This is a genomic window from Streptomyces sp. NPDC052236 (assembly GCF_044548015.1).
Lineage (GTDB): Bacteria > Actinomycetota > Actinomycetes > Streptomycetales > Streptomycetaceae > Streptomyces.
In genome coordinates, this window is record NZ_JBIUBL010000021.1 from 94,210 (window position 1) to 111,857 (window position 17,648).

Here is a 17,648-nt window from a genome sequence, read left to right on the forward strand (position 1 = left end):
CCGGACACCACACGCTGCCAGGAGTTTCGTCGCCCACATCCCCATCCGTGGGGCAGCGCCCGGTCTACCCCGAGAACCTCGCACCCGGGCAGGCCTGCCCGCCTCGGGGCGGCACTGCTCGCTGTGGCGGGGCTCCTGGCCGCCGGCTACCACCCAGTCGGAGGCGAGCGACGCCGGCCCCCGCCGGAAAGTCCGCCTCGCCATCCGCGTCTTCCCCCTCTTCCCCGACTTCCGAATCCTCCCCTCCGACGGAAGCGAATGCCGTGGTCAAGGAGATCACGGTCGCGCAGAAGAGCCGGCCACCCCGTCGCAGTGACAGCAAGGCGGCTACTCCACAGGCTGCTTCGTCGGCACCGCCGCCCGGCGGTGGCACACCTCAGGACCTCAGGAATCGGTCGCGCCTTCAACGACGGGGTCGTCAGCTTCCGCGCGTCGGTGCGGTGGGCAGTGCCCACCGTCTCTCCTGCGCGACAACGTCCGCCGGGGCGGGCGTTTCCCCGACAGACGTCGACTGCACGGCCCGTTCCGCGTCAAGCGACCATCATCAGCAGCATCGCGGACATGGTTCCGCCCATGCCGATGTGCGCCGCAAGAGCCGCGTCCGGCGCAGCACCCAGCCGACGACGCCGGCCGTGGCCGCCGACGCCCCCGACCGTGCCACGCCCGCGGGCGGTCCGGGTCTTGTCCCACACGGAGATGGTCAGGGATGCGAGGAAGACGACCACCGTGTCCGGCATGGCGAGCAGCCAGCGGGCCCAGGAGCGGCGTCGGCCGCCTTCGCGGCCCGCGGATGCAGTCCGGTCGGTGCCACGGACGCGCGTCCACATGGATGCGCCGATCGAGAGCAGGAAGTACCCGGCGAGCACCGCGAAAACGAGGCGCCACACGGAATCGGCGGCGGAAGCGGCCGACGTGCCAGCGGCGGTAGCCATGCCCGGCATGTCCATTCCCTCCATCCCTTCCATCCCAGGCATCGACCCCATCCCGGTGTGCTCCATGCCTGCCGTGTGCTCCATCCCCGGCATGCCTGCCATGGAGTGACTCCCCAGGGCGAGTACCGGTCCCGAGGACGTGCTCGTCATGGCCAGCGTCATGATCACCATGCCGGCGCTGCCGATGATGAGGTGCGTCCAGTGACGGCCATGGCGCCAGCCGGAGCCGAGCGTGCGGCGTACGGCCATCACCACGCCTCCCAGGCCAAGGAGGGCGAACGCCACCGCCCACCACATGCCGTACCCGGCATACCAGGCCGCTGTCGCAGGCAGCGCCATGGCCGCCATGCACACGCCCATCAGCAGATCGCCCCCTGCCGCGAACCTGGACTCGCCGCTGGTGGTGACCACCCGAACCGCGCTGACGGCGGCCACCAAAGCGGCGATCAACGCCACGGACCAGCTCAAAGACAAACTACCCATCGTCACCCTTCCGCATCGGCCAACTGGCGAGCCGACACGGCCGAACGCCGACTCGTAACACAGCAACCTCCGGTGTCTTGCGGGCCGTCAGCTACTGACGTACTTAGTACGTTGCGGAACTGGCGACTGTTCACGGGACAGCGGAGGAGCCGACAAAAGGCCGGGCCGGGCTCGTTACCCTCTTCGCCGACGCCGGGCGACCCCTTCGGACGGCGACCTGTGCGAGACCCTGGACCTCGGCTCCCGCCGAAGAACATCGAGGGCGTGCCCTCGAAACTCAAGCGACTTGTCAAGCGAGACATCCTGGCCGAGATCGAACCCGGCCTGTGCGCCCGGGCCCGGCCGTAGGACGACGCGAAGCCTCTGACCACGCGCGGCCCGCCTCTGTCTCTCAGAGGTACCTTCCAGCCGGTGCAGCCGGAGAGCACCGCCGAGATGGCGGTACAGATGCCGGCGCACACTCCTGGCGAGCATGTCCAGCGCAAACGCGCCCGGGCGCACCTTCACGGTGCATCCGGGCGCACTTCGGGCGTTGAGAGGTCAGTGGTAGGCGTGGACGACGGCGTGGCCCTTGCCGCGGCCGATCATCCACTTATTGACCGGGGTCGTGATCAGGAAGGCGACGCCGAAGCCGCCCAGCAGCGCGGTCCAGAACAGCGCGTCGGACAGGTGAGCGTCCATCGCCCCAGGGGTGAGCGCGATGATGCCGTTGTCGACGAGTTCCATCACGGCGATGGAAACGGTGTCCGCGGCCAGCGCCACCTTCACTGCGGACTTGAAGTCCAGGCCCGCCCGGCGGACCGCGAACAGCGTGAAGGAGTAGCCGAAGACGAAAGCCAGCGTGATCGCCAGGACCATCGTCTCGACGTTGCCCCACAGCAGGGCCGTGCCGATGACCATGCCGAGGATCTCACCGATCGCGCATCCGGTCAGGCAGTGCAGCGTCGCCTTCGCCGCCGTCCCCCAGGACGCGCCGCCGCGCATGTGCCCACCGTGACCGCCGACCGCCTGGTGCGCTGCGTGGTCATGAGCGGTGCTGGTGTGGTGTGCGGTGTGGTCCATGACCATCATCCCCATTCCCATCCGGTGTGGCCCGTTCTCTTTGCTCAACAGGAACGGTATACCCCGTGGGGGTATACATCAAGGGTGGCGCAGAGAATCAGAGGGGTGTGGCGGAAGGCGGCGCCGAATGCCTTGCCGGACGTCTTCAGCTTGTCCCTACCTCGATGCCGTGCGGATTCAGGACGCGGTCCAGTCCGGAGGCGGATCTCTCCATGACGGCCATGCGCTATGGCGCACGACGAGTCGGGGGTGACGAGGTCGTTCAGCTCACTGCTTGGGCTGTGCTGGCTGCCGAAGAGTCCCTCGCAACCCTCGGCTGCGGAATGGGGGGTCACTGACCGTGAAGACGGCATCCGCAAGTTGGCGCATAGATACGTTGCCGACGGTCCGGGCAGGAGTTGCTGCGCCGTTCGCTTCCGGCACGGTGCGCTGCTCCTGCTGCGCCGGCCCCGCCCCGGTCGGGGATGTGGGCGACACAGTCAGAGCCGTCGCCGCACACGTGGCCGAGAGGTACCGCAACCTCGGCCGCCTCCTGCGGTCTGCAGACGACATCCTGGGATCGTCCCGGACGGACCGAGAGCACGGACATGGCCCTGGCCCCGCGCCTACGAACCCGCCCGTGCCAGGCTGAGGTCAGCCGTCTCGTAGCAAGGCGGACCGGCGACGGTCAGTCGGATCAGCCAGGACTTGCTGTTACGAACGCGCGCCGGCTTCGTCGTAGGGAGACGAAGGTGAGCACCGTGATGGCGGCCATGACAGTGGTCGAGATCAGGAAAGCGGGAGAGGTGGGGGAGGAGGCCGAGGCTCCGGCGATCACGTACGCGGCGGTGCCGGGCAGCACGCCGAGGGTCGTTGCGGCCGTGAACGGCCCCAGGCGCACTCCGGAGAAGGCCGCGGCAAAGTTGACCGCCTGGAAAGGAATGCCGGGCACGAGGCGGAGCAGCAGCACGCTCCGAAAGCCCTGATCGGTAAGCCGACGGTCGAGAGCGGCGAGAATCTTCTTCAGCAGCGGCTGCAGCGCGTCCCGACCGAGGCCGCGGCCGAGACTGAACGCCAACACCGCGCCCAGGGTGGTCCCAGCGACCGCCAGCGACAGACCCTGGATGATCCCGAAAAGTGCTCCAGCTGCCGCGTTGAGCACCGGCTTCGGGAAGAAGGCGAGGGTGCCGAACGCGAAAACAGCGACGAATACAGGCGCGGCCCAGAGCTCCCGGGACCCAGAGGTGAATTCCTGAGAGAGGAGTCGCTGCGGACTCCACAAGAGCAGGGAACCTGCCGCAGCCGCCAGCAGCGCGAGGAGAAGGGCGAGCCGGGCAAGCGGTGGTATGCGCACTTGGGGAGTGTACCGGCAGGGAATTCCAGACTCGATCGAAAGCGGCTCGCGCGGCGGGACCACAGCCGCGTCGCACCGCCCCATCACCATCGATCGGGGTGCCCAGCACTTCCGTGATCAGCAAAGGCGGGAAGCCGACTGCGGCGTACTCCCGCCCGCGAGACGATGGCGGCTCACAAGCCCCCGGGGCCTACCCGGCGACGGAACGCGACCCACCTGCGCGGAGCATAGGCCACACTGACGCTGCGCACAGCCCCCATAGCGGTATGTATTCCGAGGGCGGCTATGGCGCCTGGAATGCCGACTGGGGCACCTGGCGGAGCGCAGAGCCCCGAAGCGACGCCGACGACTCAGCAGGACCGATACGCGAACGACTCCGTGAGCGATAGCTGAGGCATCGCCCTCCGCACGCCGGGAGCAAGTGGGGCTCAGGGCGATTGGCTGAGGTGACCTGGATCAGTTATCCGGATCGGCGCCGCCGGTCAGGACGGCGAGGCGATTCTGCTGTCGCCGGTTTGCTTTCTTCTTCAGCTCGATGTTCTCGTGGTAGAGGTTCGCGGTCACTGTGGCCAGGGCGTCCAGTTTGTCCTGGACGACTGGCCGTCGGTGCCTTCGCCCCGGTTGGCTCGTCGGCATTGTGCTGCTTTCCCGGCCAGAGGTGCCCTCTCTCATCCTCAGCTGCGTTCGTTCGGCATCGTCGCAGCCGTCACTGACAATCGGGGCGCTGCAGACAGCTCACCATCCTGGAACCCGGACAGCACGGAGCAGCCCAGTGACGTCGTGTGCACCGCGAGGCAAGCGATCCCACTGGGAGTGGATCTGACGCCACCGAAGCATGTCTGAATCAGCCTCACGCCCCATGCGGGCCAAGCACTCGTCAGTGAAGACGGCTGTCGACCACACGAAATTTGCATCCCGGAGATCGCCGAACTCCCCGTCCACACGGGCGAACAGAACCAGGACGTAAAGATCGTTCAGGGGAGTCGGCTGGTCGCGGACGTCCGTATAGCGGATCGCCTCCAAGGCTCCTTCGTCCGGGGCTTGAGGCGCGAATCGCGCTTTGACTCGTACCCGGGCCAACCCGCAGTACCGGTCCTCCAGCGGCTCTTCCGAGCCGGTGAACAGCGGAGTCCCCGCCGTGGTGTCCCATGCCCACCTCTCGCTGCGGCGCTGTTGAGCGAACGACAACAGAGTCGGCACGCGTTGAACGACGGAGGTCCACGGAATTGCCGGATCAACCCCCAGAGCGCTTGTAGACCCGTCCCACCCGCCTATGGCCGGACCGAACCGACACGATTCGTCGAATCCAGTGCGAACGGCTCTGGCTCGTCCGTACGCCGCAGGCACTGAGCCATGCGGCCAGAGGGCCGCGGCGGTGAGCGACTGTGCCAAGCCGCCGATTGGGTCGCCCCTATCCGCCGTCAGTCCGGCCTTCTGGAGGCGGTCACGCGCTGACCACATCCCGAGCAGGACGTCGCCCAACATGAGCACATCGTCAGAGGTATCCATGGCGGAACATCGACCTCCCGCCGTCAGACGTAGGGACGGGGTACGCTCGCGAGGCGAAACTCGACAAGCTCAAACGCGACACGCGGCTTGCCTAGTGAACACTGGGAAGGTGCCACAGGCCCGAGACGTAGACGTCACCGGCCCGGCGGGACAGCAGGACCTCCGCGCCCGCCTCTCCGTCGCGGCGCAGGATCAGGTGGACGTCGATTGGCTCCCGGTGGCGCTGCTGCCCGCTCACGATGAGCTCCCGGGCCGGCGGGCCAGCAGCACGGTGAAAACCGATTCCTCCCGCAGCACCCCGTCCTTGGCGTGCACGTCGAGCAGCTGGCGGGCTTCGGCCTCGAACGCCTCGTGCTGGTCCGCGAAGAGATCGGGCTGGGCGAAGGAGGTGCTGCGGAGGTAGCCGACGACCGTCTCGGGTGTCCACGCGCGGGCCACGGGGAAGCGGTGCTCGCGCAACTCGCTGAACGGCGAGGTGGCCAGGTCGTCTTCGTAGGAACGGCCGGGCGTGGCGTAGGTTCCGCGTGTGCCGGCACGGCGGCCCGGCCCGAGGCAGGTCTGGATCAGCTCGCGCAGCGCGCCGGTCCACTCGGCGTCGTGGGTCCAGAGGCTTCCGTCGCCCATGATCGCCACGGTGGCGTGCGGCGCGGCCACCCGGTCCGCCATCTCCAAAACGGCGGCGCGGTCCATCCAGTGGAATGCCCGGCAGCAGGTGATCAGATCAGGGCACCGGCCGGGCGCCCGCTGGGTGAAGGTGTGGGCTTCACCGGCGTACGCGGAAGCTGTGCACGATCCGAGGGCCTTCAACTCTGCCATCGCCCGGGCGAGCATCCCCTGATTGACGTCCACCAGATCGACGTGCGCCAGCCGCGGCACGACGGAAAGCAGTGCGCAAGGTACCTGAGCCGTCCCGGTCCCCAGGTCCAGCAGCACCGGGGCCGGCACGCCGTGCAGGGTCGCGGCAAGCAGGCGAACGGCAGCGTACGGCACTCCCGGTCGGTAGCGGGCGTACTCGGCAGCCGTCGTACCGAAGAGCGCCTCCCCGGAGGCGGCGTAGTCGGCGGCTGGTCCGCCGGGACAGGTGGTCACTGTGCGTCTCCAGAGGTGCGAGGGAGGTCGGGAAGAGGCCAGGTGAGGGTCGTGCAGCTGGTGGTCACCCGCTGGGCGCCGCCGGCGTCGATCTGCAGGCGGTAGGTACGAGGGGAGCCAGCCGCACGCCATCGCTCTGCGACGTCGTGGATCTCCGCCCAGATGTCGCGCGGCCCGTCGACGGTGACTTCCCAGCGGCGGTGCCCGACCGGACGTGCCCGCATCCAGGACCCGCACCCCGGTGCGCCGATCGTCAGGTCGTCCGCGCCGAAGTGGCGTACGAGGCCCGGGTAGAGGTGGTCCAAGGCCAGCCACATGCCGCGCTCGGTGTCCGCCGGGGGCACAAGGTGGCTGCGCTGGGTCAGGCGCCCTCCGTCGGTGGCGACCCGTTCGCGGAAGTCGGCGGGCAGGAACAGCCTGTCGAATCCCACACCGCCGCGATGCCCGAACTCCACCGCGTGTAGCTCCGCAACCACTTCTCCCGTGGCGGTCTTGGTGATCACAGCGAGGCCCGGCCAGGACGGCGAAGAGGTGCCCAACGTCATCAGGGCGCGACCGCCCGGCGCGAGCTGGGCCACCAGGGCCGGCGGGACGCGGGGCACGGCGAAGGACACGAAGATCCGGTCGAACGGCGCCCCGTCCGGCCAGCCGCCCACCCCGTCCCCGGTCACCACCGCGGGCCAATACCCGAGTTCGCCCAGCCGTACTCGCGCGGCCGCGCCGACATGCCGGTCGACATCGAGCGTGACGACCCCGCCGTCCCCGCAGACGAAACACATCACGCCGGCGGTGACCGCCGCGCCGGTCCCGACATCCAGAACCCGCTGACCCCGCCGCAGTTCCAGCAAGTCCAACAAGCCCGCGGTCATGCCCATCGTGCTCGACATCGCAGTCATGGAACCCCCGCACCGAGGGCCGGGGCCCCGGCCAAGGAGCGGCTCACCCGCATGCTGGACCGACACGCTGTCCCCGCTGTGCAGGACGCGCAGCAACTCCTCCCGGTCATCCAGCCGGAGCCAGTCCAGCAGGTCCCACCGCGGCGGCTTCTCATCCGGCGCGCTGCGCCGGACATACGCCTGCGGCATCAGGACCTCGCGCGGCAGGGCAAGCAGGGCCTCGCGTACCGGGCCGGCCCCCAGATCGCCGGCCTCCTCCAGGCGGGCGACCATCGCTGCCCGGACCGCGGCAGCACCGCGATCACCCCGGGCGCCGGCCCCGTCCCCGGACCGGGTGACCTTTGCGGTCCTGGTGTGGGACGGCGCTGTGGTGGTGGCCTTCGCTGGAGCGGGGGAGGCCGGGGCAACGGGCCTTCGTGTTGTGTCCCCGGTGTTCAGCTCGGTCATGTTGCGCCTCCGTCCAACGAGCCCTCACGGTGGATGTCTGTGGCGGGTGCCGCTCCAGGAGCACGTACCTGTGGCGGGGGACCGGCTCGCGGGGGTTCTTCGGCAGGCGCGGGTTCTTCCAGATCGGGCGGAGCGTCGGGCATCTGCCGCAGGCCGCGCAGCGGAGAGAGGGCCAGGACCAGGAGCGGCACGATGAGCAGACAGGCACCGATGATCAGGGCGGCCCGGACGCCGGCCCACGTCCCCAGTGCGCCGGCGAGCAGCGCGCCGACCGGACGGGCACCCGCGGTCAGCCAGGTGCTCACCGCCTGCATCCGCGCCTGCATGCGCGACGCGGTGATGATCTGACGGATCGACCGCTGGGTGGTGCCGGCCGCACCGGCACACGCCAGCTGCACGATCAGTGCACCACCGATCACGATCTCCCAGCCAAGGCCGGAAGAGGCGAGCAGCAAGGGAATCTGGGTCACCGGCGTGATCGCGAGCGCGGCAAGCATCATCGGCCCGGGCCCGAACCGTCGCGCAAGGACTGGGGCGAGGAGTGCCCCGGCGGCCGCGCCCAGGGCGCCGAGCCCCAGCACGACGCCGAAGGCCGTGGTGCTCATCGCGAGGGTTCGCAACAAGTACAACGCCCACAACGTATTGAGCAGCGCAAGGGCGAAGGACGTCGTCGCGTTGACCAGCGTCAGTGTGCGCAGCCGGTCGTCGCCACGTACGTACCGCAGGCCATCGCCGATCTCCTCCCACAACCGGCGGTCCTCGGCCCGTGCCCGGTCGGTCTTGGGCGTGTGGATGCGCGTAGTGCACCAGGCACTGATCAGGTAGGAGAAGACGTCTCCGAGAAGGGCCCTGGCCGGTCCGACCAAGGCGGTCAGCGCGGCGCCGAGATTGCTGCCGCCGGTCGCGGAGAGAGCAAACAGCGCGCCGACCCGGCTGTTGCTCCGCTGGATCAGGGACCGGTCGACCAGGCTGGGCAGAATACTGATGGCCGCCGCGTCATGCACCACGCCCGCAGCGCCCTGCACCACGGCGACGGCCATGAGCTGAGACAGAGTCAGTGCGTCGAGGGCAGCCGCCACCGGCACCGTGGCCAGCGCTGCCGCACTGACCAGATCCCCGGTGATCATCTGGCGTTGCTTGGAGTGGCGGTCGGCGAGCGCCCCGGCATGCAGGGCGAGCAACGCGGGTGGCAGCAGCCCCAGGAACGACAGCCAGGCCACCTGCGCAGTGGTGGCATGCAGCTCCAGGACGGCGATCACCGGGATCACCATCGAGCTGATCGAACTGCCGGTCACGCTGGCGCTCTGGCCGATCAGGAACGTCCGGAAGTTGCGGTGCCGCCACAGAGACGTCTCGGGCTGTCCGGGGGAGTCAGCGCAAGAGGTCACGGAGCACCTCCTCCGCCTCGTCCAGGCGAGCGCACAGCACACCCAGGGCCTCGTGGCGGGCCCGCCCGTACGCCTCCAGCTGAGGGGTGACCGCAGGCGGGTCGTCGAGCGGTTCGGAGAGCGGATACACCGAGCAGGCCCGGTAGCCGGCCGCCACCCGTGGCACCGTCAGGAGGTCCTTGACCGGCATGGCCGGGTTGGCCTCCCGGTAGGCGGCGACGGCCGTGGCCAGGCCCGTGGGCCAGTCCGGGGCGGTCAGGACCGTGCGCGGATCGAGCACGATGCGCCCCAGCTCCCACATCGGGCTGCGGTGCGCCGGCGGCCGGAAGCCGATGACCGCGGCGACCTTCTCGCCTTTCAGCATCACGTTGAGGGAGGACAGGTCGCCGTGGACGATCTCCGTGGCGAGGGTCGTGGGGAGTGCTTTGAGCATGGATGCCGTGGCGGGGAGTTCGTCCAGCCGTGCCCGGGCGGTGTCCCTCGCCCACGCTCCGAAAGGGGAGCTCGGGGGCTGCTTCGCGTCGGGGATGAACCATTGCAGGAGGACACCTTCTTGCAGTCCACCGTGTCGGGGTGCCCGTTCCAGCGGCCCGTGTAGACCTGGATCGGCACCGCGAGGCCGTCGACGCTCGTCGCCTCCTCCACCGCGTACGGCGTCAGGCCGACAGGTTCAAGGCCGGGGGCCTCCTCGGCGAGCTCCCGCCGCAAGGTCCCCTCCAGACACTGGTCACCCCTCTCGCGGCCGCCACCAGGGAGGGCGAACACCCCGGGCTCCCAAATGCCCTCACGCAGATCCCTCAGATGAAGCAGGTAGCGGCCACTGCCGTCGTGGACCAGAGCCGACGCGTTCACGGGTTCCGGCCGCCCATCGAGCCCAGAAGCCTCGGCGTCCAGCAGCTTGGCCCGCAGCGTCGGTGACCTGACGTCGGTGAATGCAAGCCATTGGGCACCCGAGACCTCTTCGTCCTGCAGCCGCAGCGGCGGAAGCTGCTCGGCGCTGACGTAGAAGGCGAAGCGGAAATCGAAGTGCTGATGGCTCGGCTCGCCCTTGGCCGGATTGGCGTCGATACCGTGAACGTCGATGTCGACCGGCGCGCCCAGGAACTGCGGGGTCAGACACAGGTCCCCGGGCCGGATGCCCGTTTCGTCGGACACTTCCCGCAGGGTCGCGGCCAGGAGGCTCCGGTCCGCCTCGACGTGGCCGCCGGGCGTGAGCAGCAGCCCCGTGGCCTTGTGGCCGATGTGCAGGACCCGTCGGCCTCGGTCGATGACGACCGCGCTGCAGGTGACGTGGCCGGGAAGAGTCGTGCGGCTGGACGGGTCGTCAGGGCCGTCCAGGACGGCCAACAGCCCGGTCAGGGACTCTCGCTCATGCGGATGCCGAGCCAGATAGCTTTCGGCGGTCGCGCGGATGTGGGAGCGAGTGACCGGCACGTCAACACCTCGGGGAAGCATGGAAGGACTGGTGGATGGGTCGACGGAGTACGTGGTGGCCGCGGGCACGAGCGGAGCTTCTGAAGTCGTGTCGGGGCCCCTCATGCGCGGGTCCCGTGCCTTTCGTCGTCCGGCTCCGAGGTGACCTGGTAGGACAGCAACTGCTGGAACAGGCCGCCCTCTTGTTCGGCGAGGTCCTTGTAGGTGCCCTCTTGCACGACTCTGCCCTCGTCGAGGACCACGATCCGGTCGGCGACGGCGACGTTGGTGATGCGGTGTGTCACCAGCAACACCACCCGGTCCTGGGCCAGGTCCCGCAGCCGCTGGAAAATCCTGTACTCGGCGCGAGGATCAAGGTTCGCCGTCGGTTCATCGAGGACCAGGAGCCCGGCCTCGCGGAAGAACGCCCTGGCGAGCGCGATGCGCTGCCACTGGCCGCCGCTCAGCTCCTCCCCGTTCAGCCACTCGCGGGCCAGGAGGGTGTCCAGGCCGGCGCCGAGTTTGTCGACGACCTCGTCGGCGTCGGCGGCCTCGCACGCTTCACGCACCGCCACGTCACCGCGGGCCGTGGGCTGTCCCTGGGTCACGTTCTCGCGCACCGTCAGCGGCCAATGCGCGTAGTCCTGCGGTACCAGGGCCACCTGCCGCCACAGCGCCTGCGGATCGGCATCGACGGTGGGGACGCCGTCCCACAGCACCTGCCCGCCCGTGGGCAAGTACAGACCGCTGACCAACTTCGACAGCGTTGACTTCCCCGAGCCGTTGAAGCCGACCAGTGCGGTGACCTCGCCCCGGCGCAGAGTGAGCGAGACGTCCGACAGCGCGTCCTGGTCCTTCCCGGCGTAGCGGTGCGAGACCGACATGATCTTGATCTCGTCCGGCGGCGCCGGCCGGTGCTCGCCGCGGCGCATGGTGTATCCGCCGGCCAAGTCGAGGAACCTTGTCCAGTCGTCCATGTAGAGGCCCGTACGCACGGCACGGGCCCCGACGGCGACCAGCCCGCGCACCGACTGGCCCACTGTCTGCAGAGCGAAGACGGCCGTCCCGGCGTGCCCGACGCTGATGCGGCCGGTGGCCAGCAGCCACACCACCGCCGCCCACACGACAGCCGATCCGAGGCCGCCGCACAGCGAGCCGACCAGCGACATGCGGGCGCCCGTGTCGGCCGCGGTCCGGTCCTCGCGGTTGATCCTGGCGACCGTCTGCCGGTACCGGCCGGACAGGAAGCCGGCCATGGTGCCGGCGCGGATCTGGTCGGCTGCCTCGCGGGTGTAGATGTGCCAACGCAGCACCGACAGCATGCGGTTGTCACCGTTGCTGCGGAGGTTCGCCAGGTAACGGACCCGGGCGGCGCTGACCTGGGCGAGGGCCTGCGGCAGGCTGGCCGCGACCAGGAGGGGAAGGAGCACCCAGCTCACACTGGCGAGCACGATGGCCCCGGCGAGGAAGGAGGCAGCCGAGGCGATCAGGTCCTGGCCCTCGTCGATGAGGTCGCCGGTGACCTGTGCTCCGCGGTCGGCGGCCTCGCGGTCGCGGTTGAAGTCGGGGTCGTCGTAGGCGGAGAGCTCCACCTCGGCGCAGCCGGTGAGCAGCATCTGCTCGGCCTCGCGCGACATGAGCGGGCTCAGCCGGGAGGAGAGCCAGCTGACGGTGATCCCCAACAGTGCCCGCACCCCGGTCGCGGTGGCCAGCAGAGCTACGGACGGCCATGCCTGCAGGAGCCGGTGGTAGACGTCGCCGCTGGTCAGCAGTGCGGTGAGAGTGCCGCTGATCGCGATGAGGCCCAGGGCCTGCATCACGCCGGCGACCGTCTGGCACAGCAGGAGGCCGGTGGTGGCCCGACGGTCGACGCGCCAGGCGAGTGCCAGCGACCGCCGGACCAGCTGGGGCAGGCGCCGCGCCATGTCACGCATCCGAATGGAGCGGCCGGCCGCTTCACGGCTGCCGGTCAGGTCCACGTACCGCATCTCCGGGGCGGGGGTGGTCTGCTCCGCACCGGCGGCTGTCACAGCTTCCGGTGACTCAGCGGGCGGGGTGGGCGGAAGGGGGGTGGGGCGCGGCCCCGGGACAGTCTCGGCGGTTTCATCAGTCGACTCACTCATGCCGCCCACCCCGTATCCAGACGTGATGAGCAGCGGGTGTCGTCAACACGGCGCACCGTCGCGGCGGTAGGCCGTCGTTCGATTCCAGAGGGCTGATGCACGGGAGTGGGTGCGGGATTCATGACGTTCCTCCATCTGGGCGGTGAAGTGGCACTAGTGCTCTAATAACGCGTCGGATCGGGCTTCGTCACGGCTCATTTGGTGAACACACGTTCTGATCGGGCCGATTGGGCGGGCAGTGTGCGGCGGCGGGCATTGAAATTAGTTCGACGCGGTCGGGTCACTCCTTCGGGGGATTGCCGTGCTGGCTGGGGTCTCGGTGTGGGGCGTAGCTGACCGGGCCGTGGCGAGGATGAGGCACGGCCCTGGTGGAGAGCGGTCAGATCAGGTAGCAGGCCGGTCGCGGATCATGCCCCGAAGACCGTGAATGGCACGGCGGGAAAGCGGCGGCCGTTGACCTGGATCGCGAGGGTGTACGGGCCGGGAGTGATCTTCGTGGTGGCCGTCGACCGCAGCTTGTGCGGCTTGGCCAGAAGGAGCGGCCGGCCGGGCTCCACGGTGTTGCGGTTGAGGAAGTAGAACTTCTCGCGCGGCTTGCCGGTGCGCGTCGTGGAAGAAATCACGAACATCACATGCACCGGGACGGCCACGGTGGTGGTGAGAGCTGCGGAGAAGCTGAGCACGTCGCCGTCGACAAGCTCGGTGCGCTCCAGGACGAGGCGTGTCAGCTCGACCGGTGCGTCATGCGGGTAGCCGAGGAAGGCATAGGCGTCCGGCCAGCCCTTTTTGAGTTTGCTCCGCAGGGCCGTCCGGGCGATGAACGCGAAGTGCTTGTCGGTGACGCTGTGGGTGTTCTTCCACCGTTGGAGGGTGGCCAGGACGAGGTCGGGCTGCGTGTCGGCGAGGTCGTGGAGGTGGTTGGCGACAGAGGTCCGGACGTAGGTGCTGGAGTCGGCGTAGAGTCGTTCGAGAACAGGCAGCGCTACATCGGAGGGCAGGGAGATGCGGGGCGCGCAGGGCAGGAGGGGGCGGGTGGCTTCACTCGCGAGCCTTCGGGTCCGGTGGTCCTCGTCGCGAGACCAGGCGTCGACGGCCTTCATCGTCTCGTCGGGGAAGTCGCCCAGGAAGTCCCGCACGGCGACCTCTGCCGAGAAGTACCGAGTGAAGCGCGCGAGGGCTTCGAGGGCTTGGTCCAGGTACTCGCCGGTGCGCAGGTAGCGGGCGACAAAGTCGGAGTGCGGCCAGTAGGTATGCCACCCGAAATCGTTTGTCACGCCGGCGGCTTCGGGAGTCGGCGGCAGCGAGCGCAGCAGTACGTCGAGGGCTTCGGCGCCAGTGACCGGAAGGTGGGTGTGCAGTGCCTCGCTGGTGCGAGTAATACGATCTTTCAGCTCCAGCCTGGGCAGGTCGGACATCACGTCCCGCACAAAGGCGCCAGCGTCGAACTCCGGGCATACTCCGTGCACTTGGCCTCCGATCTAGATGATGCGCTCGAGGCTGAGGGCGGATTCCTTCTGGGGCACCTTCACGGCCTTCACGGTCATGGGCAAACCCTAGGGCTGGCTAAGGGCGCAGACCTCGTGTTCTCGCCGCCGGTCATCCGGCGGAGCCACTCGACGTTGCGGGTTGTCGAACAGCGGCGCGGTACAGCAGGCGGGAGTGGCGGGAGCTGTCGCACGGGGAGGCAGTGTGAAGGGTGGCGAGGTTGTCCCACACGACGAGATCACCCTGACTCCAGCGGTGGCTGTAGATGTACGGCGCGCTGGTCGTGTGCTCCAGCAGATCGTCGAGCAGGGCGCGGCTGACCGTCTCGGAGAGTCCGGTGATGCAGCGGATCACCATGGAGCCGAGCAGCAGCGAGCGGGCGCCGGTGACCGGGTGGGTCAGGACGAGCGGGTGCTCGACCTCCGGGTGGCCGGCGAGGCTTCCGGCCGCGGCCGACGACTGCCCGCCGCTGGCCTGGCTCCGCAGTGCGCCCAGCTGCTCGATGGAGTGCACTGCCCGCATCCCGTCGATCCGCTGCCGCACCGCCGGGTGAAGGTCGGCGTAGGCGCGGTTCGCGTCGGCGAAGCGGGTCTCTCCTCCCTCCTCGGGGGTGATGACCGAGTACAGCAGCGTCGTGGCGGTCAGCTCCGGCTTGAAGCTGTTGTCGGCGTGCCACTCCTCCTCGTTGTCCCCGTCGTAGATGCCGACGTGCTCGCCGCCCTCGACGATGTTGCTGATGCGGTCAGGCCGGGAAAGCCGCCGACGGCGTAGCGGCGGTCGACGCTCGTGTCCACCGTTCCGAAGCAGGAGGCGACGGTGAGGAGTTCGGCGTGGGTCAGGTGCTGCCGGGGCACGATCAGCAGCCGGTGATGGTGCAGGGCTCGCGCCAGCTGCGGCTTGAGGTCCTCGGCGTCGGTCGCGAGATTGCAGTCGACGACGGCCGAAGCCGCTGTCGTCGAGCGGGCGCAGCGACAAGGACATCGCGACTCCATTCCGGACGGTGGTGTCGGCGGTCAGAACTGGGGCGACTGCTGGAAGACGGTGATGTCCTTGATGCCGGAGGCGGCCATGCACAGCCGCTCGATGCCGATGCCGAGCCCGACGCTGCCGGCAGGCACACGCCCGGCGTCGATCGCCTTCCACGCCAGGGCCGGCTCGTCGTCGTACAGGTCCACCGCGCGGGCCCGTTCGACGAACGCGGCTCGGTCGGGCTCGTCCTCGTAGCCGTGAACGACCTCGATGCCGTCGACCGGGAGCTCGAAGCGGTTGAGGACGGCGACCGTTCCCGGAGCGAGGCGGGCGCACGGCTCGTCCCCGCCGACTGGGTACTCGGTCAGGAACAGCGCGGCATCCGTACTCCGCGTCTCCAGCTCGCGCTCCACGAAACGCCCGAGCACCGTCTTGAACGGCAGATCGGCACCCAGGTTCAGGTGGGCGGCCATCCGCACGGGTAGATCACCGAGGGGCTCGCGGCGCAGGTCGATGCCGAACTGGTCGCGGATGTGGCCGGCGACGGAGACTCGCTGGGGGGTGTAGCGGATGTGTGGAACGATCAGCTTCTCGGCGAGCGCGGACAGGAACTCGAAGTCCTCGTCGGCTGCGTAGAGGTCGAGCATCTGGACTCGGGCGCGTGCAACTCGTCCGGCTTCTCGGGCCGGAAGCACGGACCGATCTTGAAGACCCGCCGGTGGTGCTCCATGTTCACCCGCAGGGCCGGGCCGATCATCGCCCGCAGGAACCGCCCCCCGTTGAGGTCGACCGGGAGACGGCGTCCCGTGCCGAGGTCGGCCTTGCGCATCGTCGGGGTGACCTCCTCGCCTACGCCGCAGGCAGCCCGTCGTCACTCAGGTTGGAGGAGAGGCTTTCTCCCGCGCTGTCCGGCATTGCCATCTTCTTCTTCATCGGTCTCACCCTGCCGGTGTTCGGGCTTGCCTTCCGCAAGGTGCGGCGCCGCCTCTCCCGGGCCTGACCGACGGCGGCGGCCTCCGACGAGGCAACCGCTCGACCTGCCAGAAACGACGGCGCAGACCCAGTTCGCGAGGAAACGCATGACCCACGAGTCCAACACGCCCCTTCCCCAGCCCTTCGGGCCCGACTTCCAGGCGGCCCCGCACTCCGTGTACGCGCAGTTGGAGGAAGAAGGGGTCCGTGCACCGGATCGCCCTCCCCGACGGGTCGCCCGTGTGGCTCGTCACACACGAACGCGACGTGCGGCGCGGCCTGGCGGATCCCCGCTTCTCGGTCGACAAGCAGCACTCTGGCTCCGGGTTCAAGGGCTTCTCGCTTCCTCCGGCCCTGGATGCCAACCTCCTCAACATGGACGCGGGCGACCATCTGCGGCTGCGCCGCTTGGTCGCACAGGGGTTCACCCCGCGGCATGTCAACGGCATGCGGAATCACATCCAGAGCGCGGTGGACACCTTCGTGCGCCAGCTCCTCGAACGCCTGGACGCCGACGGGCAGGCCGACCTGGTTGCCGAGTTCGCCAAGCCTCTCCCTTTGAAGGTCATCGGAGACCTGTTCGTCGTACCGGCCGAGGAGCAGGGGCAGTTCTCGGAGTGGATCTCCGGCCTGCTCGCGCCCGCCAGTGGGGAGGAGTTGATCCAATCGATCGGCAACATCCACCGGCACCTCGTCGACCTCGTAGCCAGTCGTCGAGCAAACCCCGGAGACGACATCCTGTCGGGTCTCATCGCGGCCCGTGACGAAGAGGATCGACTCACGGCGGACGAGCTTGTCTCCTTGGCGTTCCTGATCCTGGGGGCTGGCAGCGAGAACGTCCAGCACCAGATCAGCAACGCCGTGGTGACGCTCCTTGACCATCCTGACCAGCTGTCCGAGCTGCAGGAGAAGCCGGAACTGCTGCCCGCCGCCGTCGAGGAGCCGCTCCGCTACGCCCATCCCAATCTGAGCGCCATCCGCCGCTTCCCGACGGAGCCGGTCGACGTCGGCGAGGTCCGCATTCCCGGCGGGTGACTACAGGTGTCGAGACAGGCGCCCGTGTGACACTCCACCCGCACTTTGTCGCCGGATTCAGCCGAGCCGGCCTTCGACGGCGACACGGGAGCCGTCCACGCCGACGGCCTCGACGGTCACGGGCCCGCCGACGGCCCCCTCCGGAATGCGGAACACCGGAACCTGGCCAGTCGGGGTTATCGGGTCGGAAGTGCGCGGATGTTGCTGCACGTGGCAGCTTCCAGGTCCCTCAGGAGGGCGGTGATCTCGTCGTGCTGGGCGGCGAGACGGGACAGGGCCACGGCCTGGAACTCCTTTTCGGCGACCACTCGATGGCGGTGAAGTCCAGGATCTTGCGGTGTGCGGCGGCGGTATTGGCACTCTGCCGGGCGGCGGCCTCGATGGCGGCCGGGCCGAAGCGGGGCGTCGGTGCCGTGCCCGGCGGCCGCGGCTCACTCGCAAGTCCCAGCCTGCCGGCGCACTCCGCTGGTCCGCTCCTGCCGCCGCAACAGGCCCGTTGCGCCCGTAGGAGC

General features: G+C 69.1%; 15 protein-coding genes. 2 read left to right on the forward strand and 13 right to left on the reverse strand.

From position 1 onward, the window contains the following. Positions 1 to 530: 530 nt before the first annotated feature. From ACIHCQ_RS29875 to ACIHCQ_RS29935, 13 genes are all read right to left on the reverse strand, one after another. A complete protein-coding gene (locus tag ACIHCQ_RS29875) occupies positions 531 to 1,415 on the reverse strand; it encodes a DUF5134 domain-containing protein (protein ID WP_399669004.1) in 885 nt (294 codons plus the stop codon). 540 nt (positions 1,416 to 1,955) lie between these two features. Further along, positions 1,956 to 2,477: a DUF4396 domain-containing protein gene (locus tag ACIHCQ_RS29880; protein WP_399669007.1), complete on the reverse strand. Its 522-nt coding sequence runs from the start codon at positions 2,475 to 2,477 to the stop codon at positions 1,956 to 1,958. A gap of 676 nt (positions 2,478 to 3,153) precedes the next feature. Then, positions 3,154 to 3,810, reverse strand: coding sequence for a TVP38/TMEM64 family protein (locus ACIHCQ_RS29885; protein ID WP_399669010.1), 657 nt, complete (start codon positions 3,808 to 3,810; stop codon positions 3,154 to 3,156). A gap of 1,600 nt (positions 3,811 to 5,410) precedes the next feature. After that, on the reverse strand, positions 5,411 to 5,557 hold the full coding sequence (locus tag ACIHCQ_RS29890) for a hypothetical protein (RefSeq protein WP_399669013.1): 147 nt from the start codon (positions 5,555 to 5,557) through the stop codon (positions 5,411 to 5,413). Then, positions 5,554 to 6,408, reverse strand: coding sequence for a class I SAM-dependent methyltransferase (locus ACIHCQ_RS29895; protein WP_399669016.1), 855 nt, complete (start codon positions 6,406 to 6,408; stop codon positions 5,554 to 5,556). Before ACIHCQ_RS29895 ends, ACIHCQ_RS29890 begins: the two co-directional genes overlap by 4 nt. Continuing rightward, the gene (locus ACIHCQ_RS29900) at positions 6,405 to 7,751 is read right to left on the reverse strand and encodes a protein-L-isoaspartate O-methyltransferase (RefSeq protein ID WP_399669019.1); all 1,347 of its coding nucleotides are present in this window, start codon (positions 7,749 to 7,751) and stop codon (positions 6,405 to 6,407) included. The genes ACIHCQ_RS29895 and ACIHCQ_RS29900 overlap by 4 nt, the downstream gene beginning before the upstream one ends. Next, positions 7,748 to 9,139 carry an MFS transporter gene (locus ACIHCQ_RS29905; protein WP_399669022.1) on the reverse strand — a complete coding sequence of 464 codons (1,392 nt, stop codon included), beginning with the start codon at positions 9,137 to 9,139 and terminating at the stop codon, positions 7,748 to 7,750. The genes ACIHCQ_RS29900 and ACIHCQ_RS29905 overlap by 4 nt, the downstream gene beginning before the upstream one ends. Further along, entirely contained in the window at positions 9,123 to 9,572 is a 450-nt protein-coding gene (locus ACIHCQ_RS29910; RefSeq protein ID WP_399669025.1) for a hypothetical protein, read from the reverse strand. Before ACIHCQ_RS29910 ends, ACIHCQ_RS29905 begins: the two co-directional genes overlap by 17 nt. Then, positions 9,503 to 10,573 (reverse strand): NUDIX hydrolase, encoded by a 1,071-nt coding sequence (locus tag ACIHCQ_RS29915; RefSeq protein ID WP_399669028.1) that lies wholly within the window; start codon positions 10,571 to 10,573, stop codon positions 9,503 to 9,505. The genes ACIHCQ_RS29910 and ACIHCQ_RS29915 overlap by 70 nt, the downstream gene beginning before the upstream one ends. Positions 10,574 to 10,674: 101 nt before the next feature. After that, the gene (locus ACIHCQ_RS29920; protein WP_399669243.1) at positions 10,675 to 12,540 is read right to left on the reverse strand and encodes an ABC transporter ATP-binding protein; all 1,866 of its coding nucleotides are present in this window, start codon (positions 12,538 to 12,540) and stop codon (positions 10,675 to 10,677) included. Positions 12,541 to 13,082: 542 nt separating this feature from the next. Continuing rightward, positions 13,083 to 14,141, reverse strand: coding sequence for a hypothetical protein (locus tag ACIHCQ_RS29925; protein ID WP_399669031.1), 1,059 nt, complete (start codon positions 14,139 to 14,141; stop codon positions 13,083 to 13,085). Positions 14,142 to 14,271: 130 nt separating this feature from the next. Beyond that, positions 14,272 to 15,141 carry a TauD/TfdA dioxygenase family protein gene (locus ACIHCQ_RS29930; RefSeq protein ID WP_399669034.1) on the reverse strand — a complete coding sequence of 290 codons (870 nt, stop codon included), beginning with the start codon at positions 15,139 to 15,141 and terminating at the stop codon, positions 14,272 to 14,274. A gap of 32 nt (positions 15,142 to 15,173) precedes the next feature. Beyond that, the gene (locus tag ACIHCQ_RS29935; protein ID WP_399669037.1) at positions 15,174 to 15,776 is read right to left on the reverse strand and encodes an amino acid--tRNA ligase-related protein; all 603 of its coding nucleotides are present in this window, start codon (positions 15,774 to 15,776) and stop codon (positions 15,174 to 15,176) included. A gap of 14 nt (positions 15,777 to 15,790) precedes the next feature. On the opposite strand from ACIHCQ_RS29935, the gene ACIHCQ_RS29940 reads away from it, so the two are divergent. Together ACIHCQ_RS29940 and ACIHCQ_RS29945 are read left to right on the forward strand one after the other, a co-directional pair. Next, a complete protein-coding gene (locus ACIHCQ_RS29940) occupies positions 15,791 to 16,129 on the forward strand; it encodes a hypothetical protein (protein WP_399669040.1) in 339 nt (112 codons plus the stop codon). A gap of 179 nt (positions 16,130 to 16,308) precedes the next feature. Further along, complete coding sequence (locus ACIHCQ_RS29945) at positions 16,309 to 17,136, forward strand: hypothetical protein (protein ID WP_399669043.1); 828 nt, start codon at positions 16,309 to 16,311, stop codon at positions 17,134 to 17,136. Positions 17,137 to 17,648: the final 512 nt, after the last annotated feature.